The 25,339-nt window shown below is 63.6% G+C and carries 20 protein-coding genes; 11 read left to right on the top strand and 9 right to left on the bottom strand.

Annotated elements, in window-relative coordinates; genetic code table 11:
• Window positions 1-52: 52 nt before the first annotated feature.
• Complete coding sequence (gene lptE, locus RPF88_RS24450; RefSeq protein ID WP_013529029.1) at window positions 53-631, bottom strand: LPS assembly lipoprotein LptE; 579 nt, start codon at window positions 629-631, stop codon at window positions 53-55.
• Window positions 618-3,242, bottom strand: a complete 2,625-nt coding sequence (gene leuS / locus RPF88_RS24445; protein ID WP_337123367.1) for a leucine--tRNA ligase — start codon at window positions 3,240-3,242, stop codon at window positions 618-620. The genes lptE and leuS overlap by 14 nt, the downstream gene beginning before the upstream one ends.
• Window positions 3,243-3,397: 155 nt before the next feature.
• Here leuS and RPF88_RS24440 point away from each other — a divergent pair, with 155 nt between their 5' ends.
• Complete coding sequence (locus tag RPF88_RS24440; RefSeq protein ID WP_063173292.1) at window positions 3,398-4,060, top strand: YggS family pyridoxal phosphate-dependent enzyme; 663 nt, start codon at window positions 3,398-3,400, stop codon at window positions 4,058-4,060.
• Window positions 4,061-4,170: 110 nt separating this feature from the next.
• Window positions 4,171-5,220 carry an aldo/keto reductase gene (locus tag RPF88_RS24435; protein WP_337123366.1) on the top strand — a complete coding sequence of 350 codons (1,050 nt, stop codon included), beginning with the start codon at window positions 4,171-4,173 and terminating at the stop codon, window positions 5,218-5,220.
• Window positions 5,221-5,264: 44 nt separating this feature from the next.
• Here RPF88_RS24435 and RPF88_RS24430 read toward each other — a convergent pair whose 3' ends face one another.
• Window positions 5,265-6,173: a LysR substrate-binding domain-containing protein gene (locus tag RPF88_RS24430; protein ID WP_337123365.1), complete on the bottom strand. Its 909-nt coding sequence runs from the start codon at window positions 6,171-6,173 to the stop codon at window positions 5,265-5,267.
• Window positions 6,174-6,292: 119 nt separating this feature from the next.
• Here RPF88_RS24430 and RPF88_RS24425 point away from each other — a divergent pair, with 119 nt between their 5' ends.
• Both RPF88_RS24425 and RPF88_RS24420 read left to right on the top strand, forming a co-directional pair.
• A complete protein-coding gene (locus RPF88_RS24425) occupies window positions 6,293-7,474 on the top strand; it encodes an MFS transporter (protein ID WP_337123364.1) in 1,182 nt (393 codons plus the stop codon).
• Window positions 7,475-7,527: 53 nt separating this feature from the next.
• Window positions 7,528-8,562 carry an aldo/keto reductase gene (locus RPF88_RS24420; protein ID WP_337123363.1) on the top strand — a complete coding sequence of 345 codons (1,035 nt, stop codon included), beginning with the start codon at window positions 7,528-7,530 and terminating at the stop codon, window positions 8,560-8,562.
• A gap of 242 nt (window positions 8,563-8,804) precedes the next feature.
• On the opposite strand, the gene RPF88_RS24415 is transcribed toward RPF88_RS24420, so the two are convergent.
• Window positions 8,805-9,077, bottom strand: a complete 273-nt coding sequence (locus RPF88_RS24415; protein WP_013529022.1) for an usg protein — start codon at window positions 9,075-9,077, stop codon at window positions 8,805-8,807.
• Between the two features lie 302 nt (window positions 9,078-9,379).
• Here RPF88_RS24415 and acs point away from each other — a divergent pair, with 302 nt between their 5' ends.
• Both acs and RPF88_RS24405 read left to right on the top strand, forming a co-directional pair.
• Window positions 9,380-11,335: an acetate--CoA ligase gene (gene acs / locus RPF88_RS24410; RefSeq protein WP_337123361.1), complete on the top strand. Its 1,956-nt coding sequence runs from the start codon at window positions 9,380-9,382 to the stop codon at window positions 11,333-11,335.
• Window positions 11,335-12,078, top strand: a complete 744-nt coding sequence (locus RPF88_RS24405; protein WP_024504213.1) for an MOSC domain-containing protein — start codon at window positions 11,335-11,337, stop codon at window positions 12,076-12,078. The genes acs and RPF88_RS24405 overlap by 1 nt, the downstream gene beginning before the upstream one ends.
• Before the next feature lies 1 nt (window position 12,079).
• Here the strand turns inward: RPF88_RS24405 and RPF88_RS24400 are convergent, their stop codons facing one another.
• From RPF88_RS24400 to RPF88_RS24390, 3 genes are all read right to left on the bottom strand, one after another.
• Window positions 12,080-13,348: a cyclopropane-fatty-acyl-phospholipid synthase family protein gene (locus tag RPF88_RS24400; protein WP_337123360.1), complete on the bottom strand. Its 1,269-nt coding sequence runs from the start codon at window positions 13,346-13,348 to the stop codon at window positions 12,080-12,082.
• Window positions 13,349-13,712: 364 nt separating this feature from the next.
• Entirely contained in the window at window positions 13,713-15,191 is a 1,479-nt protein-coding gene (locus RPF88_RS24395; protein ID WP_275953499.1) for a TadE/TadG family type IV pilus assembly protein, read from the bottom strand.
• 527 nt (window positions 15,192-15,718) lie between these two features.
• A complete protein-coding gene (locus RPF88_RS24390) occupies window positions 15,719-16,588 on the bottom strand; it encodes a transglutaminase-like domain-containing protein (RefSeq protein ID WP_013529017.1) in 870 nt (289 codons plus the stop codon).
• Between the two features lie 165 nt (window positions 16,589-16,753).
• Here RPF88_RS24390 and RPF88_RS24385 point away from each other — a divergent pair, with 165 nt between their 5' ends.
• Window positions 16,754-17,419: an HAD-IA family hydrolase gene (locus RPF88_RS24385; protein WP_337123358.1), complete on the top strand. Its 666-nt coding sequence runs from the start codon at window positions 16,754-16,756 to the stop codon at window positions 17,417-17,419.
• Window positions 17,420-17,426: 7 nt separating this feature from the next.
• On the opposite strand, the gene RPF88_RS24380 is transcribed toward RPF88_RS24385, so the two are convergent.
• On the bottom strand, window positions 17,427-17,648 hold the full coding sequence (locus RPF88_RS24380) for a DUF1674 domain-containing protein (protein ID WP_024504209.1): 222 nt from the start codon (window positions 17,646-17,648) through the stop codon (window positions 17,427-17,429).
• A gap of 105 nt (window positions 17,649-17,753) precedes the next feature.
• On the opposite strand from RPF88_RS24380, the gene htpX reads away from it, so the two are divergent.
• The 4 genes from htpX (at window position 17,754) to purH (ending at window position 23,733) form a co-directional block, all read left to right on the top strand.
• Window positions 17,754-18,773 carry a zinc metalloprotease HtpX gene (gene htpX, locus RPF88_RS24375; protein ID WP_024504208.1) on the top strand — a complete coding sequence of 340 codons (1,020 nt, stop codon included), beginning with the start codon at window positions 17,754-17,756 and terminating at the stop codon, window positions 18,771-18,773.
• Window positions 18,731-20,158, top strand: a complete 1,428-nt coding sequence (locus RPF88_RS24370; protein WP_442921286.1) for an RsmB/NOP family class I SAM-dependent RNA methyltransferase — start codon at window positions 18,731-18,733, stop codon at window positions 20,156-20,158. The genes htpX and RPF88_RS24370 overlap by 43 nt, the downstream gene beginning before the upstream one ends.
• Before the next feature lie 147 nt (window positions 20,159-20,305).
• Window positions 20,306-22,030, top strand: coding sequence for a heparinase II/III family protein (locus RPF88_RS24365; protein ID WP_013529012.1), 1,725 nt, complete (start codon window positions 20,306-20,308; stop codon window positions 22,028-22,030).
• Window positions 22,031-22,116: 86 nt separating this feature from the next.
• Window positions 22,117-23,733, top strand: coding sequence for a bifunctional phosphoribosylaminoimidazolecarboxamide formyltransferase/IMP cyclohydrolase (purH, locus tag RPF88_RS24360; protein WP_024504206.1), 1,617 nt, complete (start codon window positions 22,117-22,119; stop codon window positions 23,731-23,733).
• Between the two features lie 186 nt (window positions 23,734-23,919).
• Here purH and RPF88_RS24355 read toward each other — a convergent pair whose 3' ends face one another.
• On the bottom strand, window positions 23,920-25,296 hold the full coding sequence (locus RPF88_RS24355; protein WP_337123355.1) for an MFS transporter: 1,377 nt from the start codon (window positions 25,294-25,296) through the stop codon (window positions 23,920-23,922).
• Window positions 25,297-25,339 lie beyond the last annotated feature (43 nt).

Raw genomic sequence — 25,339 nt, 5'->3', positions numbered from 1 at the left:
ATCCCGTCATGCCTGGGGCGCCAGACCGTTTTCGTGAAGCAGATGAGGTGCGCTAGCCGGTCTTGCCGTGCCGGACAAGGTCCTGGGCAATGGACAGCTGCAGCGCTTCCGCCAACTCTCGCGCCGCGCGATTCTCGGCGTCGATCTGCGCCCGGTATGCGGCGAATTCCTGACGCGGCCTGTCGAAGGACGAGGTGATCGAACGCTTGCCGGATGCGATCACCACGCCGGTCTTCGCATCGGCCAGCGTATAGCTGCCGGTCAGCGTCACGGAACCGGCGGTCGGCTCGTCTTCGTCGGTTCCGACCTGCACAAGTGCCGCGGACTCGACCGCTTCGGTCACGCCGAGATTGAGCGAATAGGCCGGCGAGGCCGGCTCGCCGGCGCCTCGTCCAAACCCGAAAATGAGATTGTTGCGCACCTGTTGGCCGTAACGCGTATTGACCGGCTTGATGCCGATCAACGCCAGTTCGGCACTGGCACTGGCCTGCGAACCCGACAGTGGCGCGCTCGAATAGAGCGGCCGCACCGTGCAGGCCGAGACAAGCGCGAGCGAACCTATCAGGCCGGCAAGCGCCATGCGGCGCAGCAAATGGCTCAACTCTGTCTTTTCCCGATCAGGCAACGACATTGACGATCCTCTGCGGCACGATGATCACCTTGCGCGGAGCCTTCCCTTCGAGTGCTTTCTGCACGAAGTCGAGAGCCAATACCGCTTTTTCGACCGCACCTTGGTCCGCGTCGCGGGCAATTGTCAAATCCCCCCGCTTCTTGCCGTTGACCTGTACCGGATAGGTGACTTCGTTGTCGACGACCAGCGCCGGATCGAAGACCGGCCAGGGCCGTTCGGCAACGAGATCGGTGCCGCCGAGCGTTGCCCAGCACTCCTCGGCCAGATGCGGCATGACCGGCGCGATCAGATGCACGAGAATCTCCACCGCCTGCCGGCAGGCGCCTTTCAGCGCTGCATCGGCCTTGCCTTCTGCCACCTCGTTAAGCGGCGTGGTCAGCGCGTTGGCCAGTTCGTAGATGCGGGCGATGGCGCGGTTGAAAGCGAGCTTCTCGATATCCTCTCCGACCGCCTTGAGTATCTTGTGCGCGGCCTTGGAAACCACCGCGGCCTCGCCGCTGCTGGCCGCCACGGGCTTGATGCCGGCCAGTGTTTCGGCCGCCGTCGACACCAGGCGCCAGATGCGCTGGATGAAGCGATGCGCGCCGGCGGCGCCATCGTCGGTCCACTCGACATCGCGCTCGGGAGGCGAATCCGACAGCATGAACCAGCGCGCCGTATCGGCGCCGTAGCCATCGGTGATGTCTTCCGGGCTCACAGTGTTCTTCTTCGACTTCGACATCTTTTCCAGCGGGCCGATGGAGACGGTCTCGCCGGTGGCGATCTCGATGGCGCTGCGCTTGCCGTCGACGTCGTCCAGCCGAACTTCGGTGGGCGCCAGCCAGCGGCCGTTCGATGCCGAGCCAACGCGATAGGTTTCGTGCACCACCATGCCTTGCGTGAACAGGCCCTTGAACGGCTCGGCCAGATCGACATGGCCGGCCTCGCGCATGGCGCGGGTGAAGAAGCGCGAATAGAGCAGATGCAGGATCGCGTGCTCGATGCCGCCAATATACTGGTCGACCGGCAGCCATTCGTTGGCCGCCTTGGGATCGGTCGGTTCATGTGCCCACGGCGCGGTGAAGCGGGCAAAATACCACGACGAATCGACGAACGTGTCCATCGTGTCGGTTTCGCGCCGCGCATCCCTGCCGCATTGCGGACATTTCACATGCCGCCATGTCGGATGACGGTCGAGCGGATTGCCCGGGCGGTCGAAATCGACATCGTCGGGCAGCTTCACCGGCAGGTCCGCCTTCGGCACCGGCACCACGCCGCAAGCCTCGCAATGGATCATCGGGATAGGGCAGCCCCAGTAGCGCTGGCGCGAAATGCCCCAATCGCGCAGACGGAAATTCACCTTGCGCTCGGCCATCGGCCGGTTGCCGATCGTCTTCTGCTCCAGCAGTTTGGCGACTTCGTCGAAAGCCTGATCCGGCCTCATGCCGTTGAGAAAGCGCGAATTGATCATCACGCCGTCATCGACATAGGCTTCATCGATGATCTGGAACGTCGCCGGATTCTCGCCTTCCGGCATCACCACCGGAATCACCGGCAGGCCGTATTTGTTGGCGAAGTCGAGGTCGCGCTGGTCGCCGGACGGGCAGCCGAAAATGGCGCCGGTGCCGTATTCCATCAGCACGAAATTGGCGACATAGACAGGCAGCGTCCAGTTGTCGTCAAACGGATGGACGACGCGGATGCCGGTGTCAAAACCCTTCTTCTCAGCTGTCTCCAGCGCCGCGACCGAGGTGCCCATGTGGCCGATATCCTCGATGAACTTCGCCAGCGCCGGATTGTGCGCAGCGGCCTTCTTGGCCAACGGATGATCGGCGGCGACAGCCATGAAGGAAGCGCCGAAGATGGTGTCGGGCCTTGTCGTATAGACTTCCAGCTCATGCTCGCCATCGGAGGCGTCGGCCAGAGGCCAACGGATCAGCAGGCCTTCCGAGCGGCCGATCCAGTTCTGCTGCATCAGCTTCACTTTTTCCGGCCATTCGTCGAGGCCTTCGAGCGAATCCAGCAGATCCTGGGCGAAGTCGGTGATCTTGAAGAACCACTGCGTCAGTTCGCGCTGTTCGACCAGCGCGCCCGAGCGCCAGCCGCGCCCGTCGATGACCTGCTCGTTGGCAAGCACCGTCATGTCCTCCGGATCCCAGTTGACCTTGGAGGATTTGCGCGTCACCAGCCCCTTCTCGACAAAGTCGAGGAACAGCATCTGCTGGCGGTGGTAGTAATCGACGTCGCAGGTGGCGAATTCGCGCGCCCAGTCCAGCGACAGCCCCATGACCTTGAGCTGCTCGCGCATGGTGGCGATGTTCTGGTAGGTCCACTCCTTGGGGTGGACCTTGTTCTGCATCGCCGCGTTTTCGGCCGGCATGCCGAAGGCGTCCCAGCCCATCGGGTGCAGCACGTTGAAGCCCTTGGCCCGCTTGTAGCGCGCCACCACGTCGCCCATCGTGTAATTGCGGGTATGACCGATATGGATGCGCCCCGACGGATAGGGGAACATCTCCAGCACGTAGTATTTCGGGCGCGGATCGTCATTGTGCGCTTCGAACAGCTTCTTGGCGTCCCAGGCCTTCTGCCATTTGGGCTCTGACGCGCGCGGATTGTATCGTTCGGTTGCCATGGGACGTTTTTCACTTAAAAGCATGCGCGAACTGCGGGCGATGGCTCGGCAGTTCAGGGAATGTGGTCCGGGTGTTCACCATGGTTTGGCAAACCCGTCAACCATATGGGTACCGCGTCTGACAAAAACGCCGGTCAAAACAGCAGGATTTGCATATGGGTGACGCCGTTCAGCAATTTTTCGCGGTCAAGGCGAAGATCGCCGCCGCCGAACGCGAGGCCGGCCGCGAAGCCGGCGCCGTGACCCTGGTCGCGGTCTCAAAGACCTTTGATGCCGCCGACATCGGCCCGGTCATCGAAGCCGGCCAGCGCGTCTTCGGCGAGAACCGGGTGCAGGAGGCGCAAGCCAAATGGCCTGATCTGAAGGACGCATTTCCCGACATCGAACTGCATCTGATCGGCCCGCTGCAATCCAACAAGGCTAGGGAAGCGGTAGCACTGTTCGACGTCATCGAGACGGTCGATCGCGAGAAGATCGCCGCCGAACTCGCCAAGGAGATCGCCAAACAGGGCCGCGCGCCAAAACTCTATGTCCAGGTCAACACCGGCTCCGAGCCGCAGAAGGCCGGCATCGAGCCCCGCGACGCCGTGGCCTTCGTCGCCCGCTGCCGCGAGGTGCATGGCCTCGCCATCGAAGGCCTGATGTGCATCCCGCCGGCCGACGAGAATCCCGGTCCGCATTTTGCGCTGTTGGAGAAGCTTAGCAAGGAAGCCGACGTCGCCAAACTCTCGATGGGCATGTCCGGGGACTACGAAACAGCAATCGCCTTCGGCGCCACCAGCGTCCGCGTCGGTTCGGCGATCTTCGGCACTCGCTGAGACGCAACGGCCTTTGGGCCAATCCGAGAGGCTCGTTGCTCCAGGACTGGAAACGAAACGTACCGTTCCTATTTGCTTTGCGTCATCACAAACTCTCTGGAGCCGCCACCATGCGCTACAACCAGCTTGGAAATACGGGGATGTTCGTCTCCGAACTGTGCCTCGGCACCATGACCTTCGGCGCCGCCGGCCAGAATGCCCAATGGGGCCTGATCGCCAGCCTCGACCAGAAGGGCGTCAACGAGATCGTTGCCCATTCGCTTGCCGCCGGCGTCAATTTCTTCGATACGGCCGACGTCTACTCCTTTGGCGAATCCGAACGGTTGCTCGGCCAGTCGCTCAGGGATCTCAAGGTCAACAGGCAGAATGTGGTCATCGCCACCAAGGCGCATGGCGCCATGGGTGAAGGCCCCAACCAGCGCGGCTCGTCACGCGGCCACATCATGGATTCGGTCGATGCCAGCTTGGAGCGGTTGCAACTCGACCATATCGATCTCTATCAGTTGCACGGCACCGACACCGTGACGCCGATCGACGAAACGCTGCGGGCGCTCGACGATCTCGTTGCCAGCGGCAAGGTCCGCTATGTCGGGGTCTCGAACTGGGCGGCATGGCGCATCGCCAAGGCGCTTGGCATCGCCGAGCGCAAGGGCTTTGCCCGTTTCGAGACCGTGCAGTCCTACTATTCGATCGCCGGCCGCGATCTCGAGCGCGAGATCGTGCCGCTGCTCAATGAGGAGAAGCTCGGCCTGATGGTGTGGTCGCCGATGGCCGGTGGCCTGCTGTCCGGCAAATATGGTCCCGGCGCACCCGGCAATGGCGAAGGCCGCCGCGCGTCCTTCCACTTCCCGCCGGTCAATGAGGACCGCGCCTGGGCGGCCGTTGCCGTCATGCGCGACATCGCCAAAAAACATGATGTGAGCGTCGCCACGGTGGCGCTCGGCTATGTCCTGGCCAAGCCCTTCGTGATGAGCGTCATCATCGGCGCCAGCCGCATGGACCAGCTTGAACAGAACCTCGCAGCGACTGAAGTGAAGCTCGACACCGTCGATCTGGTTCGTCTCGACGAGGTCAGCGCGCTGCCGTCCGAATATCCAGGCTGGATGCTGGAGCGTCAGGCAGCGGGCCGCCGCCCGGCGGCGTTCACGCCGAAAACATAAATACAGCCCACGCTGACATCTCGGGAGCCGTGGCTCCGGAGATGTCAGGTCAGCCGGACGCTCTCGCCCAGAAAATCGAGAAAGGCGCGCACCCGCGCCGGCAGATGCCGGCCCTGACCGACATAGACGGCGTGGGTCGGCTCCTCGTCACCCGGATTGAATGCCTCCAACAGCGGCACCAGTCTGCCGGCCGTTATGTCTTCCGCCACATGCCAGCGCGCCAGCCGGGCGATGCCCGCGCCCGCCAGTGCCATGAGCCGCATCGCCTCACCATCGCTGACCAGCGTGTTGCCGGTGATCGGAATCATGATGGCGCGGCCTTCCGCGTCGAGGAACGGCCAGCCATCGAGGTGCCTGACGAAGCCGAAGCCCATGCGGTTGTGCCTGTCGAGATCGGCTGGCGTCAGCGGTATGCCGTGCGTATCGAGGTAAGAAGGTGCTGCAACAACGACCACCGGGCTTTGCCCGAGCTTGCGCGCCACCAGCCGTGACCCACTCAATGGCCCGGCACGGATGGCAACATCGGCGCGCTCCGCCATCAGGTCGACGACGCTGTCGGTCAGCACCAGATCGACCGAAATCTCGGGGTAGCGTTCCAGGAACCGAGGCAGAAGCGGGACCAGCCGATGCACCCCGAAGGGCACGTAGCTGTTAATGCGCACACGTCCGCGCGGTGAAGCACCGGCCGCTGCCTCCTGCTCGGCTGCCGCCATGTCGGCAAGGATGCGCAGGCCGCTCTCGTAGAATGCTGTGCCTTCCGGCGTCAGTTGCAGCTTTCGCGTCGAGCGGCTGACCAGCCGCGCGCCAAGCCGGGCCTCCAGCCGCGCGATCAGCTTGCTCACCGCCGACGGCGTCATGCGCAACGCGCGTGCCGCGGAGGAGAAACTGCCTTCCTCGACGACGCGCACGAACACTTCGATCTCGCCGGAGCGATTGATATCGGGCCTGGCCATTTATGAATCTATTTCACAGAAAATATGCCCAAGGCAAGTCTGGTTCACAATGCAGGGAAGCACGATCTCAGGGGTCGGGGCGCGGGACGGCGCTCTTCGCATCGAAGTGGAAAATCGCCATGCCTCTTGCTCTCTACGCCCTCGCCGCCGGTGCCTTCGGCATCGGCGTCACCGAATTTGTTATCATGGGTCTGCTGCTCGATGTCAGCAAGGATCTCGGCGTTTCGATCTCGGCTGCCGGCCAGCTCATTTCGGGCTATGCGCTTGGCGTCGTCATCGGCGCGCCGTTGCTGACCATCGCCACCGGCAACTGGCCGCGCAAGACCGTGCTTCTGGCGCTGATGGCGATCTTCACGCTCGGCAATCTCGCCTGCGCGCTGGCGCCCGACTACTGGACGCTGATGGGCGCCCGCATCATCACCGCCTTTGCCCACGGCACATTCTTCGGCGTCGGCTCGGTGGTCGCCACAGGGCTGGTCGCACCCAACAGACAAGCCTCGGCGATCGCGCTGATGTTCACCGGCCTGACCATCGCCAACATCCTCGGCGTGCCCTTCGGCACCTGGCTCGGCCAGGCCTTTGGCTGGCGCGCGACCTTCTGGGCCGTGACAGTGGTCGGTGTGGCCGCCTTCGCCGTCATCCTGGCTCTGGTGCCACGCAGCCGGACGGCGCCCGAAAAGAGCGACCTGCGCGCCGATCTCGCCGTTTTGCGCCGCACCCCCGTCCTGCTCGGCCTCGCCACCACCGTGCTCGGCTATGCCGGCGTCTTCGCCGTCTTCACTTATATCGCTCCGTTGCTGACCGAGATCAGCGGCTTCAAGGAAGCAGCCGTGTCGCCGATCCTGCTCGTCTTCGGCGGCGGTCTCATCGCCGGCAATTTGCTTGGCGGCAAGGTCGCCGACCGCTGGCTTGTGCCGGCCGTGCTGGGCAGCCTCGTGGTGCTGGCCCTGGTGCTCGCAACGATGACCTTCGCCATCCACAGCCAGGTGATGGCCGTCATCTATGTCGGCCTGCTCGGTGCCGCCGCCTTTGCTACCGTGGCGCCGCTGCAGATGTGGGTGCTGGACAAGGCGCAAGGTGCCGGCCAGAGCCTCGCCTCGTCCTTCAACATCGCCGCTTTCAATCTCGGCAACGCCGCAGGCGCCTGGCTTGGCGGCGCGGTGATTGGCCAAGGGCTTGGCCTGGGTGCCCTGACCTGGGTCGCCGCCCTGCTGCCGCTCGCGGCACTCGCCGTGGCGGGACTGGCGCTGCGTCTCGATCGCACCCCGGCGCTCGGCGAGCCTGCCTCCATCCGGTCGTGACTACCCTCGGCAAACCCGCTTCCGACACCCTTCATACCACCAGGAGTAAAAAGATGGATTATCGACGTCTCGGTGCATCGGGCTTGAAAGTGCCCGCACTCTCATTCGGCGCGGGAACCTTTGGCGGTTCCGGCCCGCTGTTCGGCGCCTGGGGCAACAGCGACGCCAGGGAAGCGCGGCGGCTGATCGACATCTGCCTGGAGGCTGGTGTCAATTTGTTCGACACGGCCGACGTCTATTCGAACGGCGCTTCTGAACAGGTGCTTGGCGACGCGATAAAAGGCCGCCGCGATGCCGTGCTGATCTCGACCAAGACCGCGCTGCCGATGGGCGATGGGCCGGGCGATTACGGCTCGTCACGTTCGCGGCTGATCAGATCCGTGGATGATGCGCTGAGGCGCCTCGGCACCGACTCCATCGACCTTTTGCAGCTACACGCCTTCGATGCAGGCACGCCGATCGAGGAGGTGCTGTCGACGCTGGACAACCTGATCCGTGCCGGCAAGCTGCGCTATGTCGGCGTCTCCAACTTCTCCGGATGGCAAGTGATGAAGTCGTTGGCGCAAGCCGACAGCCAAGGCTATCCGCGCTATGTCGCCCATCAGGTCTACTATTCGCTGGTCGGCCGCGACTATGAGTGGGAGCTGATGCCGCTCGGCCTCGACCAGGGCGTCGGTGCATTGGTGTGGAGCCCGCTTGGCTGGGGCCGCCTGACCGGCAAGATCCGCCGTGGCCAGTCCCTACCGGAAAAGAGCCGGCTGCACGACACGGCAAGCTTCGGTCCGCCGGTCGAGGACGAGCATCTCTATCGAGTGATGGATGCCCTCGATGTCGTGGCCGAGGAAACCGGCAAGACCGTGCCGCAGATCGCCATCAACTGGCTGCTGCAGCGCCCGACCGTATCGTCGGTCATCATCGGCGCCCGCAACGAGGAGCAGTTGCGCCAGAACCTCGGCGCCGTCGGCTGGACCTTGACGCCGGAGCAGATAAGGCAGCTCGACGCGGCAAGCGAAGTCACCGCGCCCTACCCGTACTTCCCCTACCGCCGCCAGGAAGGCTTTGCTCGGTTGAACCCGCCGGTGGTTTGAGCGCATCGGGCCGTCATGGCGCAAGGTTCGCGGGCCAGCGCCCCCCTCTGTCCTGCCGGCGATCTCCCCCTCAAGGGGGGAGATCGGATGTCGCGGCGACTTTCGCCAATCGCAGGCGTAACAAGGGGCGGCGTTGTCGGTGGAGCTGCCAATCTCCCCACTTGAGGGGGAGATGTCCGGCAGGACAGAGGGGGGCGTCGTAGAACGCCGACCTCAAGAAGCCGTTGCTGCGAAACTCGCCCCTAGTGCAGCACGAACTCCCCATCCACCTTGCGCCATTCGTTCGGCGCGATCAGCTTCTGATGCGTATAGCTGATCGAATGCAGCGGCCCGTCCAGCTTGGCCTTCCAGAATTCGATGAACTTGATCAGCACCGGAAACTTCGGCGCGAGATCGTAGTCCTGCCAGATGAAGCTCTGCAGCAGATGCGGGTGATCGGGAAAGTGATAAAGAATCTTGGCAGTGGTCAAGCCATAGCCTTTGAGCATCAGGTCCATTTCGGCATGGTCGCGCATGACGGTCCCCAGGTTGATTCGCCTGTCCTCCCACGGCTGATTGTGCGCGCCGCTGATTAACCGTCTATTGATTTTTTCTTCATCTGAACCGGCTTTAGCATGCGAAAACATGCAGTTAGCAGCGCACCTCTTCGAGTGCTGACAGCCCTGGAGAAGCCCCCTGCGGCATCCCGCCGCGCGAATCCAACGTCTAATGTTGCCGTAACGGCGGAACTGGTAATAATGCCGCCGAATTCGCGGCCGTGTCGCCGCGATCCCGCCGGCATTTCAAGCCGGCGATTGGTTCGGGAGGAAAGTCAGGAATGTCCGAGGTTCATGTCCATCGCGTCCAGCCGGCGTGGAAGAAAAACGCGCTGATCGACAATGACACCTACCTGAAATGGTATGCCGACAGCGTCAAGAACCCGGACAAATTCTGGGGCAAGCACGGCAAGCGCATCGACTGGTTCAAGCCGTTCAGCAAGGTCAAGAACACCTCCTTCGACGGCAAGGTCTCGATCAAATGGTTCGAGGACGGACTGACCAACGTTTCCTACAACTGCATCGACCGGCATCTGAAGAAGCGCGGCAACCAGACCGCCATCATCTGGGAAGGCGACAATCCCTACGACGACAAGAAGGTCACCTATAACGAGCTCTACGAGCATGTCTGCCGGCTCGCCAATGTGATGAAGAAACACGGCGTCAAGAAAGGCGATCGAGTCACCATCTACATGCCGATGATCCCGGAAGCCGCCTATGCGATGCTGGCCTGCACGCGCATCGGCGCCGTCCATTCGATCGTCTTCGGCGGTTTCTCGCCGGATGCGCTGGCCGGCCGCATCGACGACTGCAAGTCGACCTTCGTTATCACGGCTGACGAAGGCCTGCGCGGCGGCAAGCCGATCCCTTTGAAGGAAAACACCGACAGGGCGATCGAGATCGCCGCGAAAGCCGGAACGAAAGTCGAAAAGGTGGTGGTCGTGCGACGCACCGGCGGCAAGACCGGCTGGGTTTCAGGCCGCGACGTCTGGTATCACGACGAGATCGCGACGGTGAAAGCCGAATGCAAGCCCGAGAGGATGAAGGCCGAGGACCCGCTGTTCATTCTCTACACGTCGGGTTCGACCGGCAAGCCGAAGGGCGTGCTGCACACCACCGCCGGCTATCTCGTCTACGTCTCGATGACCCACCAATATGTCTTCGACTACCATGACGGCGACATCTACTGGTGCACCGCCGATGTCGGCTGGGTAACCGGCCACAGCTACATCGTCTACGGCCCGCTCGCCAACGGCGCCACCACGCTGATGTTCGAAGGCGTGCCGAACTATCCGTCGCAGTCGCGCTTCTGGGAAGTCATCGACAAGCACAAGGTCAATATCTTCTACACCGCGCCGACGGCGTTGCGCGCGCTGATGGGCGCCGGCGATGCGCACGTGAAGAAGACGTCGCGCAAATCGCTGCGCGTGCTGGGTTCGGTCGGCGAGCCGATCAACCCGGAAGCCTGGGAGTGGTATTTCAACGTCGTCGGCAACGGCAAGGTGCCGATCGTCGACACCTGGTGGCAGACCGAGACCGGCGGCATCCTGATCACGCCGCTGCCAGGTGCGACCGACCTCAAGGCGGGTTCGGCGACGCGGCCTTTCTTCGGCATCAAGCCGCAGCTGGTCGACGGCGAGGGCAAGGTGCTGGAAGGTGCGGCCGACGGCAATCTGTGCATCACAGATTCCTGGCCGGGCCAGATGCGCACCGTCTATGGCGATCACGACCGCTTCGTGCAGACCTATTTTTCGACCTACAAGGGCAAGTACTTCACCGGTGACGGCTGCCGCCGCGACGCCGACGGCTATTACTGGATCACCGGCCGCGTCGACGACGTCATCAACGTCTCCGGCCACCGCATGGGCACGGCCGAAGTCGAATCGGCGCTGGTCAGCCATGAGAAGGTTTCCGAGGCCGCAGTCGTGGGCTATCCCCACGACATCAAGGGCCAGGGCATCTACAGCTACGTCACCTTGATGAAGGGTGCCGAACCGACCGAAGAGCTGCGCAAGGAGCTTGTTGCCCATGTCCGCAAGGAGATCGGCGCCATTGCTTCGCCCGACAAGATCCAGTTCGCGCCGGGCCTGCCGAAGACGCGTTCCGGCAAGATCATGCGTCGCATCCTGCGCAAGATCGCCGAGGACGATTTTTCTGCCCTGGGTGACACCTCGACGCTGGCCGACCCGGCCGTCGTCGATGATCTGGTCGCCAACCGGCAGAACAAGAAGAGCTGATGCAGGCCGCGCTGGGCACTGTCAGCGAACTCTGGCGCTATCCGGCGAGTTCGCTTGCCGGCGAGCGCCTGAAAACAATCTCGGTCGACGTCGAGAGCATCGACGGCGACCGCCTGTTCGGCCTTGTCGACGTGTCCGACAACGAGATCGCACGACCGGACCGCGACGCGAAATGGCACAAGGTGCCGCGCATCCGCACCCGGCTGTCGCCGACCCTGGAACTCGAGATTGCCGTTCCCGAGGGCGACTGGCTGGCCGCGCCAAGCATCGAGAGCGACCGCGCGGTGTCGGCCTATCTCGGCTTCGAGGCCTCGCTCCGTCCGTTTCGCCGCGAGAATACCGGGCCTGACTATGCCGGCCCGCTGACCGCGGAGCGCTACCGCAAGGCGCCGATTCATCTATTGACCACGGCTTCGCTGGCACGCCTGAAAGCATTGCACCCGGAAGGGGTCGCCGACCCGCGCCGCTTCCGCCCCAACATCGTTGTCGACATGGCGGCGATCGAAGGCTCGTTTCCCGAAACGGAATGGATCGGCCGCAAGCTTGCCGTCGGCGATCTCCTGCTGACCATCTCGGAACCCTGCCGCCGCTGCGGTTTCACCATCGTCGCCCAGGATGGCTTCGACCATGATCCGGCGATCCTGCGCAACCTGGTCCGCCACAACGCCCACAATCTCGGCGTCTATTGCACGGTCGACCGGCCGGCGCGCGTCGAAGTCGGCGACGCGATGCGCTTCCTGTAAGCTAACGATACAGATCCGCCCGTGTCGGCGGCAGGCCGCTTGGACCGCGCGCGCGCTTGGTCACGACGGTCTGGAAAATCTGTGCCGAGGCGCGCTCGAAGGTGATCGAACAGCCCGTCAGGTAAAGCAGCCATAGCCGCGCCCTGGCCTCGCCCACCTCGGCGATTGCCTCATCGAAGCGGGCCTGCAGCCGCTCGGCCCACAGCCTGCAGGTGCGGGCATAGTGCTCGCGCAGGTTCTCGACATCGTAGACGAGAAAACCATGCGCCTCGAGATTGCCTGTTGTCATGCCGATGGTGTCGAGTTCGCCGCCGGGAAAGATATATTTGAGCAGCGCCTTGAACTCCGGCCCCTTGCGCAAGGTCTTCTTGATGTCGCCCTTGCTGCGCCGGGTGATGGCATGGTGCAGATAGATGCCGCCCGGCTTCAGCAGGCGATGAATGGTCTTGAAATAAGCGGCGTGGTTGGCGAGCCCAAGATGTTCGAACATGCCGATCGACGAGATCTTGTCGAAGCTGCCGGTGAGTTCCGCATAGGATTTGATCTCGATGGTGATGCGGTCCTCCAGCCCCTCGGCGCGAATGCGTTCGCGGGCCAGCTCGGTCTGCGCCTGCGACAGCGACACACCGTGGCCGACGACGCCGTAGTTCTTCGCCGCATGGATCAGCATGGCGCCCCAACCGCAACCGATGTCGAGCAGTCGTTCGCCCGGTTTCAGCCGGAGCTTGCGGCAGATGTGGTCGAGCTTGTCGACCTGCGCCTCGTCGATGCCATTGGCGAAATCCTTGAAATAGCCGCAGCTATAGACCATGCGCTCGTCGAGAAAGAGCCGGTAGAAGGCGTTCGAGATGTCATAGTGATGCTGGATCGCCTCCTGGCTCGAACCGCTGACATAGGGATTGCGCCCCGACAGATCGGTCCCCGCGCCCATCTGCTTGCGTGCCAAAAGCACGGAAGGCAGGTCGCGCAGGATCGCCATTTTCGGCAGCGACTTGAGCTTGGTTCTGAGCTTGCCTTGCGACGGCAGGGCATAAAAATCGAAGATCGTCCCGTCTTCGATGTCGATCGTCTTGGAAATCCACATCTCGATCAGCGTCGACAGGGACGGTCGCTTCACGATCTGCCAGACGATGTCCTGGTCGTTGATGGTGAGCACCGGACCAGTGGCGGGGCCGATCCGCTCCCCGGTCCACAGCCTGACCGCAAAACCCGGCTTCAATGTTTCGATCACCGTCCGAACGATGCGAGCGGCCTTTTCGGCTGCCTCCATGCGATTCCTCCGAATGCTGGCTCCGGGGCAGAAGTTTGCCCGGTCGGCCTGGCAATCGCAAGCCGGCCCGCACCAGGCCCGCCCGTTGGTTAATTTCAGACCTGCACCTTGTCTTTTGCTGCAATGCACCCCATCATGAGTATGTGTTCAACAAATCGAAAGGAGGTGATCCGATGTCGAGTGATTTCGTTTTCCAGAACGTGGCCTCAGCGGATTGCACTTTCGGGAAGCAGTCTTCCCGTTAAGGCGCGAAATGCGCGGCGGCTGACCTGATAGGTCATCGCCATGGGCCGCGCCACGGACGGAAACACGGAAGGCCGCCGGCTTCGAAAGAAGCGGCGGCCTTTTCCGTTTGCGGACTAGACTACTGAGTTAATGCGACCTTTTCGGTGTTGCGAATGATTTCCTGAAAGGCGTCGTCCAATTCGGCTCCGGTGGACACGTCGAAGAAATGCCTCTTGGCGCCGGAGGTATCCTTCGACGAACAATCCTTCAGCACCGCCTTTGCCTGGTCCCGCTCGGTTGTCGACATATCCTTGTCGTCCAGATCGAAGCCGATGGTGAAAATCTCGATGCCGTCGTTTTTCATGTTGTCGCACAGCGTTTCGGCGTTGCCGCGCGCAAGATTGCCCTGCCTGTTGTAGCTGTCCCCAGCACCGGCGAAGGCCGTATTGAACTGGCCATCGGTCATCAGGATCGCGACCTTGGCGATCTTCTTCGGATCGGCATCCGAGGCACCCTTGCCAAGACCGGCATTCCTGATCGCAGTGCGCCATTGCGGCGACAGCATATAATAGGTCCACTGAATGGCGATAGCGCCGGCCGTAAACCCATTGGCCCGGAAGTCCTCGATCGATTCAAGCAAGGCATCGGAATCGGCGGTCAGCGGGATCACTTTCGCATCAGGACACCTGTTCATGTCCCCGTCACCGAGATGATCGTCCCGGTTGACCAGGGCATAGAATTTCTTGCCGTTCCCGTCGGTGCGAACAGTATCCGGGCCGTCGGCGCTCATATCCGCGTTGCCGTTCTTGTCCTTGCGCTCGGTGGCGCAATTGTCGGGGCGTGGCATCGCCGCGCCGACAATGGAGATGTAGTCGCTGAACGACGGCAGCAGATTTTTGCCCGTCTTGGCGACGAGAAGCGGACTGCCGGCGACGGGTGGGAGCTCAGTGCTGGCTTGTTTTTCGGCATAGACGTTTTCCGCCAGCTTGCCGGCGTTGACGCCAGATGCGTAAGGCACAATCGCGACGCGGATGCGGGGGTTCTGCGGATCCTGTTTCTGCAGCATCGTCTGAACGGCGTTTTTTGCAGCTGTTTTCAGATCGCCGATTTTGTCGACCTTGCCGCGCTTGGCCATCGACCCCGTTATGTCGAGCATCATCGCCACTTCGACGGTCTTGTCCGAATAGAGCGCCGTCGTGGAGGCGGCGACGCGTTTCATGTCGCCCGTGCCAAAAATCGGGAAATACAGCCCGACATCGACATGGGCGTCAGCCTGGACCGTCTTGGCGGTCCTGTTGACGATCAGCCTGTCGAGTACGATCTGGTCGGCCTGCAGAATGCCTGCCTGGCTGTTGGCGTCGAGAAAGGCCTGCACCGATTTGTTGGCATCGGCTTCCTTGATGGCGCCGGTCGTTAGGTCGCGTGCCGTCGATGTGACCGCGGCGTCGACGACGCCTTGGAGGCTCGATCTGGCATTGTAGAGCTGCGATACGTTGACCGAGAAGCCAACAGCCAGCGCCAAGACCGAGGCGCTGAGGCCGAACAGGATTGCGAAATTTCCACCGCGATCCCTGGCGAACCCGCCGACCGCGTGAACAAGACCCCCGTAATTCCGCATCCTACAGCCTCCATTCGCCTCGGCCTCGTCGCCGCGGACAGGGCAATGCAGGATTCCCGCCGGATGACGCCGCTGGCTGGCAGAAGGCCGGCCGCTTGCCGCCAAATCATTGTTTTTGTTCGGCTTCAAGCTCCGCAAAGGTGAATGACTGGTAAACAGAAAAGCGCGGCCGCGGCTGCGTTTACGAGCCGGTTACCATGCTCAAGACGAAGCAATCACGGAATCCCGATGACGTCCTGTTGCGGGACAGGGTCCGTGTGCCGAAGCGGGCCAGTTGTCCCTAGACTGCAGGGCGCGAAATGATCGGATCCAACGCCTCCGGCCGTCGAAAGACCAAAGCGCCATCACGTTTGAAAAACCAGGGCCGCTTTTTGGCCGCGCGCCTCAAGGGGTGTTGAGATTCAGGTCAGGCCAGGTCGAAAATGATGGCTTTCGAGAACCGGAGCGGAGCGGACATTTGGTCAGTGAGCACCGGAAGCGCAGAAAGCCGTCATTTGCAGACCGGCCTCACCTGAATCGACATACCTTTAGGCCAGCATCTGTGCGCCGACGGTCCGGTCGATACCGTGGTAGGGCGGGTTGAACAGATTGCCTTCCTGTTCATAGGTCCATACCTTGAACAGGCTGAGCCGGTGGGCGCCGAAACTATGCAGCAGCGGCACGTCGGTGGCGTCGCGGCCGCGGGCGATGACGATGCGGCCGATTCTTGGCGTGTTGTGGCGAGGATCGAACGTGTACCATTTGCCGTCGAGGAACACTTCCAGCCACGCCGAAAAGTCCATCGGTGCCGGATCGGCCGGCACGCCGATATCACCGAGATAGCCGTTCACATAGCGTGCCGGAATATTCATGCAGCGGCAAAGCGTGATCGCCAGATGAGCGAAGTCGCGGCAGACCCCGACGCGTTCCTCATGCGCCTGAGCCGCCGTGCGGGTCGAGCGCGCATAGCCATAGCCGAACGACAGCCGGTTGTGGACATAGTCGACGATAGCCTGCACGCGCGCCCAACCGGACGGAATGTCGCCGAAGAGCTGCCAGGCCAGGCTGCTCAGATGATCCGTCTCGCAATAGCGGCTGCCCAGGAGATAACCGAGAACTTCGTCCGGCAGGTCCGCCACCGGCACTTCCCTGGCCAGCGTGTTTACCTCGTCCGTCTCGCCGCTGTCCTCGACGACCGCGTCGTACAGGATGCGAAAACCACCGGCGGGCGCTGTGAAGCGCCGGCAGGCATTGCCATGCAGATCGTGGTACAGCCTTGTCGGCACCGCGGGCGAGGTCAGCACCCGCGTCTGCCGCTTGATATCAGCCTGCCTGTCCCGATGGATCTCGAGCACTGAAATCACCGGCGTGGCGGCTACGCATTCGATGGCGATTTCGTAGCCGAGCCGGATCAGCATCGTTGGTCCCCCCTTCGATCTTGTGAGAAGCAGTCTTTCCCAAACGCCCGGAGGATACCGTGGTTCCCTGGGCCGATCGAAAAGCCCACCCCGTGTCTTCCCCTGCCGCGGTCGAGACGTTAGGTTCGGCAACCCCACCAGCGCTCCCCGGACTCAAGGAAAATCATGTATTCAAGCAGAAAATTCGCGGCCTTCCTCTTCGACATGGACGGCACGCTCATCAATTCCATCGCCTCGGCGGAACGGGTGTGGAGCGATTGGGCACGTCGCCAGGGCCTCGACGTCGCTGCCTTCCTGCCGACGATCCATGGCGTACGCGCGATCGAGACCATCACCGGGCTGGCGCTGCCGGGCGTCGACCCGGCACACGAGGCTAATCTGCTGCTGAAGGCCGAGGCGGCCGATCTCGATGGCATTATCCAGATCGCCGGCGCCGTGGCATTTCTCGACTCGCTGCCGCCCGAACGCTGGGCGATCGTAACCTCCGCCCCACGTGAGCTGGCGCTGTTGCGCATGAAGGCCGCGGGCATCCCCGTCCCGGCCGTCATCGTCGCAGCGGAAGATGTCTCCCGCGGCAAGCCGGCGCCCGATTGCTTCCGGCTTGGCGCGGAACGGCTCGGCTTCGACGCGCGCGACTGCCTCGTGTTCGAGGATGCCCCGGCCGGCATAGCGGCAGCCGAAGCGGCGGGCGCGGCGGTCATGGTCATCAGCGCCACGCACAAGCACCCCTTGCCAACGCAACACGCCGCGATCGCGGGCTACGACATGGTGGGCATCACCGTCGACGAGCGTGGCTGGATCGCGCTCGAGCCGCAGCGCAACGCCGCCTAGGCCGCGTCTAGAAATCGCTGGTCAGGCCCTTTACCTCCCAGTCGCCGTAGCGGCCGGGCTCCTTGCCGCCGCGGCCGCCGATTTCCTTCGGCGCCGAGGCTTCCTTTTCCAGGTACTTTACACGCCTTGCTTCGGCTTCCGCGAGCGCACGTCTGGCTTCCGGCGTCAGCGCCTTTGGCTCGACATCATGGGCAAGCTCGGCATCGGTTTTACTGGCTTCGTCGTTCATGCGATATTTCCAGCGGATTGAAACGGGAACTGGTGTTTCCCATCATATAGCGATGAGACGAAGCGGATCGACCCCTTTTCGCTATCACCTGGATAGGAGCAGACGATGAACACACTTCGCACCGCCATGCTTCTTGCCGCGATGACCGCGCTGTTCATGGGCGTCGGCTTTTTGATCGGCGGAACCGGCGGCATGATGATCGCGCTGCTGATCGCCGCCGGCACCAATCTGTTCAGCTACTGGAATGCCGACAAGATGGTGCTGTCGATGAACCGTGCCGTCGAGGTCGACGAGAAGAACGCGCCCGAATATTACGCCATCGTCCAGTCGCTCGCCAAACAGGCCGGCCTGCCCATGCCGAAGACCTACCTGATCGACAATCCGCAGCCGAACGCCTTTGCCACCGGCCGCAACCCGCAGAACGCGGCGGTCGCTGCCTCCACCGGCCTGTTGCAGGCGCTGACGCCTGAAGAGGTCGCAGCCGTCATGGCGCACGAACTCGCCCATGTGCAGCACCGCGACACGCTGACCATGACGATCGTCGCCACCTTTGCCGGTGCCATTTCGATGCTCGGCAATTTCGCCTTCTTTTTCAGTGGCAATCGCGACAACAATCCGTTCGGCTTTGTCGGCGTGCTGGCGGCGATGATCGTAGCGCCCTTTGCCGCGATGGTCGTGCAGATGGCGGTCAGCCGCACCCGCGAATACGAGGCCGACCGACGTGGCGCCGAAATCTGTGGACACCCGCTCTGGCTGGCATCGGCGCTTGACAAGATCGCCCGCGGCGCCGAACGCATCCGCAACCCCGATGCCGAGCGCAATCCCGCGACCGCGCATCTCTTCATCATCAATCCCCTTCACGGCGAGCGCATGGACAGCCTGTTCTCCACCCACCCCGCCACTGAGAACCGCATTGCAGCCTTGCAGGCGATGGCGCGCGACATGGCCGGCAGCGAAACCCGGGCTGCACCGCGCCAGGCCCCAACGCCACGCCAGGCGGACGAACTGCGGCCATCCGGCCCGTGGGATCAGACAGCACGGCCCGAGCAGCCGGCGGAGCCCGCCAAGCCCAAATCCAACCCATGGGGTCGCAATCCGACCGGGCCCAGGGGCCGGTGGTCGTGAGCGTGGCGGACAGAGGACCTCGACGCACGGTTTCAGGTGATCAGGAACACAGGGACGGCGGCGACTTCGTCGCCGGTCTCGCCGCGCGCAAGGCAGCGGCCCGCCTGCTTGCCGCCGTCATCGATGCCAGGACACCGCTTGACGGGCTGACCGATCACGAGAACGGCCACCCGCAATACAAGGCGCTCGATTTGCGCGATCGCGGCCTTGTCCGCGCCATTATGGTCACCGCGCTGCGCTATCGCATGACCATATCGGGGCTCTTGGCGCGGCGCCTGGAAAAGCCGCTGCCGCCCAATGCCACCGCGCTGTCGCACATATTGCATGTGGCGGCCGCACAGATCCTGTTCCTCGATATTCCCGACAGCGCCGCCGTCGACATTGCGGTGACCCATGCCAAGTCCGATCCGCGCACGGTGCGGTTCTCCGGCCTCGTCAATGGCGTGCTGCGCACACTGGCACGGGCCAAGGAAACGGAATTGCCTGCCGCCCTTGCCGCCACCGACGAGGCGCCCAAATGGTTTTCCGACAGGCTGAAGACTACCTACGGCAACGAAAAGGCCCGACAGATCCTCGAAGCGCATCGCATTGAGGCGCCGGTCGACTTCTCGGTCAAGGCCGATCCCGGACTCTGGGCCGAAAAACTCGGCGGCATCGTCCTGCCGACCGGCACGGTGCGGGTCGAGAATCTTGTCGGTCCTGTCACCGAATTGCCTGGCTTTGCCGAGGGCGCCTGGTGGGTCCAGGACGCCGCGGCCAGCCTGCCCGCCCGACTGTTCGGCGATGTCACGGGATTGCGGGTTGCCGATCTCTGCGCCGCGCCCGGCGGCAAGACCGCGCAGCTGATCGTTGCCGGCGCGAAGGTCACCGCCATCGACACGTCAAAAAACCGGCTTGCGCGGCTGACGCAGAATCTCGACCGCCTCGGCCTGTCCGCCGAGATCGTCCAGGCCGACCTGCTCAAATACGAGCCGAAGGAATTGTTCGACGCCGTTCTCCTCGACGCACCCTGCTCGTCGACCGGCACGGTGCGGCGGCATCCCGACGTGCCATGGACCAAGACTTCGGCCGATGTGGAAAAACTGGCCGACCTGCAGCGCAGGCTGCTCGCCCGCACTGTGACGCTGGTGAAGCCCGGCGGCAGGATCGTCTTTTCCAACTGTTCGCTCGATCCGCTCGAAGGCGAGGATCTCTGTCGCGCCTTTCTCGCCGGCACGCCTGAAATCACCAATGATCCGCTGCTTCAAGGCGAGATCGCCGGCATCGATCCATTCCTGACGCCGCAAGGCACGCTGCGCACCACGCCCGCCGACCTGGACCTCGGCGCACCGGAACGCTCGGGCCTCGACGGCTTCTTCGCCGCTCGCATGCGGCGAGCCGGCTAGGGCTTGAACTGCCGGATTTGCTGCCTTTTTTAGGCAGGACCGGCGGCAGAAGCAGGTGAACCGGCCCGGGCTCGTGGAATTCGCCTTCGCACGAATCGTGCAATCATGTAGACTCGGCGCCGGGGTAGAGGACGATCAGGAGGGGTTTTGGCACTGGCTGCCAGCAGCACGACGCGTCTGTGGACGCTTGTCGCGAAGGAGTTCTGGCGCAAAACGCGCCGGCGCCTGCGCGCCGGGCCTGTCTATCGCTGGCGCTATTCCGGCCGCACGCCGGAACGTGTGCTGATCGCACCGCCGGACCTGCGCCTCGCCGACCCGCAGATCGCACTCGAGATCTATTACGGCCGCTATCCCCTGTCGGGGCATCTGGTCGAGACCGGCGGCAAGTCGCCTTTCCAGATCAACGTGCCCAATCACGGCTGGCAGAAGACGCTGCACGGCTTTCGCTGGCTGCGCCATATGCGCGCCGCCGGCACGGAGCTTGCCGCTGCCAATGCCCGCGCCCTGGTCTCCGATTGGATCACCATGCATGGCAGCCATATTTCCGGCATCGCCTGGGAGCCCGGCACGACGGCCAAGCGCATCATCGCCTGGTTGCAGCACTCCTCGGTCGTATTGCAGGGCGCCGAGTTCCCTTTCTACCGCGCCTTCCTGAAGTCGGTTGCCATGCAGATCCGCTATCTCAGGTCGATGGCGCGCGAAATGCCCGACGGCAAGGACAGGCTGCGGGCCCGCATCGCGCTCGCCTTCGCTGCCTTGTCCCTGCCGGCGCCGGCATCGGCGCTGCGTGGCGCGACCCGCAACCTTGCCGAGGAACTCGACCGCCAGATCCTCGCCGATGGCGGGCACATTTCGCGCAATCCGATGGTCGTCCTGGAAATCCTCGCCGACCTTCTGCCGCTGCGCCAGACCTATGCCAACCAGGCGGAAACGCCGCCGCAGGCGCTGATCGGCGCCATCGACCGCATGCTGCCGGCGCTGCGCTTCTTCCGCCATCAGGATGGCAGCCTCGCCCGCTTCAACGGCATGGGCGCCACCATCCACGACCGCATCGCCACCATCCTGCGCCACGACGACACCGCTGGCGCGCCGCTGCTGCATGCGCCGCATTCCGGCTATGAGCGCCTGTCTATGGGCGGCACCACGGTCATCGCCGACACCGGCCCGCCGCCGCCGGTCGACGTGTCCAATGCCGCACATGCCAGCTGCCTTGCCTTCGAACTGTCGTCCGGGCGCCAGCACTACATCGTCAATGCCGGCATCGACACCTACGGCGCGGCTGAATTCCGGCCGCTGGCGCGCGCCACCGCCGCGCACTCGACCGCCACCATCAACGACACCTCGTCGGCGCGCTTCAGCCACTCGTTGCGCGTCAACGACCTGCTCGGTTCGCCGTTGATCGGCGGCCCGCAGCATGTGCAGTGCAAGCGCACCGATCAGAAAGGCGTTCAGGGTTTCATCGCCCGCCATGACGGCTATGTCGCGCGCTTTGGTTTCCTGCATGAGCGCGAGCTGAAGCTGTCGTCGAACGGCAATGTGCTGGCCGGCCGGGACCGCTTCCAGCGCCCCGGCAGTGCCGCGATCCGCAACAATGGCCGCGACTTCGTCACCGTCCGCTTCCACGTTCATCCCGATGTCAACCTTTTGCAGGACGAGCATGACCGCCTGGTGCTGGCCGCCGATCAGGCCGACACCTGGGTGTTCACATCGGCCGAAGTGGTGCCGGAGGTCGAGGAATCGATCTATTTCGCCGGTCTTGGCGGCCCGCGCCGCAGCCGCCAGATCGTGCTTGCCTTCAAGGCCTCGGAAATCGCCGAAGTCCACTGGCAGCTGACCCGCACCAGCATCGCCGGTTATCCGGAAAACAACTGACCTACCTGACCGCCGGTTTGATTTCCGGGCGGCATGTGCTACGGGCGCGGGCATCCACCACACCAGTCGTGAAAGGCCGCCAGCCCATGGCCGTCGCCGCCAAGAACATTCCCGCACCAGACCTGGTTCCCGTGCGCCGCGCCCTGCTCTCCGTTTTCGACAAAACCGGCCTCATCGATTTCGCCAAGGCGCTGGCAGCCGCAGGCGTCGAGCTGGTCTCGACCGGCGGCACGGCAAAGGCGATCTCTGACGCGGGCCTTCCGGTGCGCGACGTCTCCGAGCTCACCGGCTTTCCCGAGATCATGGATGGCCGCGTCAAGACCTTGCATCCCGGCGTGCATGGCGCGCTGCTTGGCGTGCGCGACGATCCGGAGCATTCAGCGGCAATGCGCAAATACGGCATCGAGCCGATCGATCTCGTCGTCTCCAATCTCTATCCGTTCGAGGAGGTCCGCCGCTCCGGCGCCGACTACGCATCGATCGTCGAGAACATCGACATTGGCGGCCCGGCCATGATCCGCGCCTCGGCCAAGAACCACGCCTATGTCGCCATCGTCACCGATCCCGGCGACTATGCCTCGGTGCTGAACGCGCTGGAGATGAACATCGGCTCGCTGTCGCTGGATTTCCGCAAGAAGCTGGCCGCCAAGGCCTTCGCCCGCACCGCCAGCTATGACGCGGCGATCTCCGGCTGGTTCGCCGAAGCGCTCGAGATCGAACACCCGACGTGGCGTGCCTTTGGCGGCAGGCTGGTCGAGGTGATGCGCTATGGCGAGAACCCGCATCAGAGCGCCGGCTTCTATATCGATGGCGACAAGCGGCCGGGCGTCGCCACGGCGCGTCAGTTGCAGGGCAAGCAGCTGTCCTACAACAACATCAACGACACCGACGCCGCCTTCGAGCTGGTCGGCGAGTTCGATCCGGCGCGTTCCGCCGCCGTCGCCATCATCAAGCACGCCAACCCGTGCGGCGTTGCCGAAGGCACCTCGCTGAAAGCCGCCTACGCCAAGGCGCTCGCCTGCGACCCGGTTTCGGCCTTCGGCGGCATCGTCGCGGTCAACCGCACCCTCGACGCCGAGGCGGCGGAAGAGATCGTAAAAACCTTCACCGAAGTCATCATAGCGCCCGGCGCCACTGACGAGGCAGCGGCCATCGTCGCGGCGAAGAAGAATTTGCGCCTGCTGGTCACCGGTGGGCTGCCGGATCCGCGCACGCCGGGCACGACGGTCAAATCCGTCGCCGGCGGTCTGCTCATCCAGGGCCGGGACAACGCTGTCGTCGACGACCTCGAACTGAAAGTGGTGACCAAGAGGGCGCCGACGCCGGTCGAAATGGCCGACCTGAAATTCGCCTTCCGCATCGCCAAGCACGTCAAGTCCAACGCCATCGTCTACGTCAGGGACGGCGCCACCGTCGGCATCGGCGCCGGCCAGATGAGCCGGGTCGACTCCTCACGCATCGCTGCCCGCAAGGCACTCGACGCCGCCGAGGCCGCCGGCCTTGCCGAACCGCTGACCAAGGGCTCGGTCGTCGCCTCCGACGCCTTCTTCCCCTTCGCCGACGGATTGCTGTCGGCGATCGCCGCCGGCGCCACTGCCGTTATCCAGCCGGGTGGCTCGATGAACGACAAGGACGTCATCGCCGCTGCCGACGAGCACGGCATCGCCATGGTGTTTACGGGCGTCCGGCATTTCAGGCATTGACGCACTTCTTCCTTCTCTCCTTGCGGGGTGAGAAGCGGTTCGCGCAGCAAACGAAAAGCCAATTGCTTGGCTTTTCGAGCTTCGAACGCCCTGAGCCCGCGAAGGGCCGGGCGGTGGACGATCCGCCCTGCCGGGTCCCCGCTGCTCCGCAGCGTCCCGGCGTTCGCCAGCCTTTCATCGTGCCACTCAATCCGCCGGCCGGTCCGCTGGATAGGGCGTCTTGACCAGGATCGCCATGCCGATCCCGAGGAACAGCACGATCACCGCCATGCCGAGCCGTGCCGAGCCGCTGGCCAGGGTGACGGACGCGACCATGAACGGCGCCAGGAAACTGGTCGCCCGTCCAGCCAGCGCATAAATGCCGAAATAGCGGCCGGATTCTGCGGCCGTGACGCTGCGCGCCATGTAGGATCGCGACGACGCCTGCACCGGCCCGAAAGCCACACCGATCAACAGGCCGAAGAAGATGTAGGCCTTTTCCGCTGCCGTGCCGAACAGGCCACCGCTGTCCGGTCCAGGCATCATCCAGAGGCCGAACAAAGTATAGCCCGGTCCGGTCGAGACGATGCCGATCGTGGCGATGCTGAGCAGGACCAACGAGATCATGACGATGGTTTTTGAGCCAAGCGCCGTATCGAGACGGGCTGCAACCAGGCAGCCGAAGATGGCGACGACGTTGAGAATGATGCCGAAAATACCGATTTCGGTGATCGACCAGTGGAACATCGCTGCTGCGAAAGTGCCCCCCAGCGCCAGCACCGCATTGACACCGTCCTGATAGATCATGCGGGCGACAAGGAAGCGGAAGATGCCGCTGCGCTTGCGCACCTCGCCCAGCGTCACTTTCAGCTCCGCCAACCCCTCTCGCACCGCAGGGCCGATCGACAGGCCCTTGATGGCATCGGGGGTGAAAAAGAACATCGGCAGGATGAACAGGAAGTACCAGCCGGCTGACAAAGGCCCGGTTGCGCGCGCGTCCTCGCCGAGCTTCGGGTCGAGCCCAAAGAGCGGGTCGGTGCCGATGATCGTCTTGCCGGTCTCCGGCGAACCGGCCAAGCAAGCGACGACGAAGATCAGCGCGATCATGCCGCCGAGATAACCAAGGCCCCAGGCCATGTTGGAGATTCGGCCGATCTCGCTCTTCGGCACCAGGCGCGGCATCATCGAATCGTTGAACACGGTCGAAAACTCGGCCGCGACCGACGCCAGCGAAAAGAACAGCACGACCAGGAAAAGGTTCGAACCGGGGGCCGCGAACCAAAGCATGCAAAGGCAGGTGACCTTGACCGCGGCAAAGAATGCGATCCAGGGCTTGCGCGGGCCGGTCTGGTCGGCAATCGAGCCGAGGATGGGCGACAGCACGGCGATGACAAGACCTGCCGCGGCAATGCCGTAGCCCCAGGCCGCCTGGCCGGTCTCCGGATCGCTCGCCATGCGCGAGACGAAGTAAGGTCCGAAGATGAAGGTCGTCACGACCGTGAAGAACGGCTGCGCCGCCCAGTCGAACAGCATCCATCCCCAGATGCCGCGCCCGGACGCACGCTGCACTGTCTCTACCGTCATCATGATCCCTCGGCACCGGTTCCGTGTCGGGCGCCATGTCTGC

The sequence above is a fragment of the Mesorhizobium sp. ISC11 genome, from assembly GCF_037162595.1.
GTDB classification, from domain to species: Bacteria; Pseudomonadota; Alphaproteobacteria; order Rhizobiales; family Rhizobiaceae; genus Mesorhizobium; species Mesorhizobium ciceri.
This window is presented reverse-complemented; position numbering and strand designations above follow the sequence as displayed.

Excerpts from the sequence above, each read along its gene's own strand:
- lptE (WP_013529029.1), bottom strand. The coding sequence starts at position 631 with ATGTCGTTGCCTGATCGGGAAAAGACAGAGTTGAGCCATTTGCTGCGC.
- leuS (WP_337123367.1), bottom strand. The coding sequence starts at position 3,242 with ATGGCAACCGAACGATACAATCCGCGCGCGTCAGAGCCCAAATGGCAG.
- RPF88_RS24440 (WP_063173292.1), top strand. The coding sequence starts at position 3,398 with ATGGGTGACGCCGTTCAGCAATTTTTCGCGGTCAAGGCGAAGATCGCC.
- RPF88_RS24435 (WP_337123366.1), top strand. The coding sequence starts at position 4,171 with ATGCGCTACAACCAGCTTGGAAATACGGGGATGTTCGTCTCCGAACTG.
- RPF88_RS24430 (WP_337123365.1), bottom strand. The coding sequence starts at position 6,173 with ATGGCCAGGCCCGATATCAATCGCTCCGGCGAGATCGAAGTGTTCGTG.
- RPF88_RS24425 (WP_337123364.1), top strand. The coding sequence starts at position 6,293 with ATGCCTCTTGCTCTCTACGCCCTCGCCGCCGGTGCCTTCGGCATCGGC.
- RPF88_RS24420 (WP_337123363.1), top strand. The coding sequence starts at position 7,528 with ATGGATTATCGACGTCTCGGTGCATCGGGCTTGAAAGTGCCCGCACTC.
- RPF88_RS24415 (WP_013529022.1), bottom strand. The coding sequence starts at position 9,077 with ATGCGCGACCATGCCGAAATGGACCTGATGCTCAAAGGCTATGGCTTG.
- acs (WP_337123361.1), top strand. The coding sequence starts at position 9,380 with ATGTCCGAGGTTCATGTCCATCGCGTCCAGCCGGCGTGGAAGAAAAAC.
- RPF88_RS24405 (WP_024504213.1), top strand. The coding sequence starts at position 11,335 with ATGCAGGCCGCGCTGGGCACTGTCAGCGAACTCTGGCGCTATCCGGCG.
- RPF88_RS24400 (WP_337123360.1), bottom strand. The coding sequence starts at position 13,348 with ATGGAGGCAGCCGAAAAGGCCGCTCGCATCGTTCGGACGGTGATCGAA.
- RPF88_RS24395 (WP_275953499.1), bottom strand. The coding sequence starts at position 15,191 with ATGCGGAATTACGGGGGTCTTGTTCACGCGGTCGGCGGGTTCGCCAGG.
- RPF88_RS24390 (WP_013529017.1), bottom strand. The coding sequence starts at position 16,588 with ATGCTGATCCGGCTCGGCTACGAAATCGCCATCGAATGCGTAGCCGCC.
- RPF88_RS24385 (WP_337123358.1), top strand. The coding sequence starts at position 16,754 with ATGTATTCAAGCAGAAAATTCGCGGCCTTCCTCTTCGACATGGACGGC.
- RPF88_RS24380 (WP_024504209.1), bottom strand. The coding sequence starts at position 17,648 with ATGAACGACGAAGCCAGTAAAACCGATGCCGAGCTTGCCCATGATGTC.
- htpX (WP_024504208.1), top strand. The coding sequence starts at position 17,754 with ATGAACACACTTCGCACCGCCATGCTTCTTGCCGCGATGACCGCGCTG.
- RPF88_RS24370 (WP_442921286.1), top strand. The coding sequence starts at position 18,731 with ATGGGGTCGCAATCCGACCGGGCCCAGGGGCCGGTGGTCGTGAGCGTG.
- purH (WP_024504206.1), top strand. The coding sequence starts at position 22,117 with ATGGCCGTCGCCGCCAAGAACATTCCCGCACCAGACCTGGTTCCCGTG.
- RPF88_RS24355 (WP_337123355.1), bottom strand. The coding sequence starts at position 25,296 with ATGACGGTAGAGACAGTGCAGCGTGCGTCCGGGCGCGGCATCTGGGGA.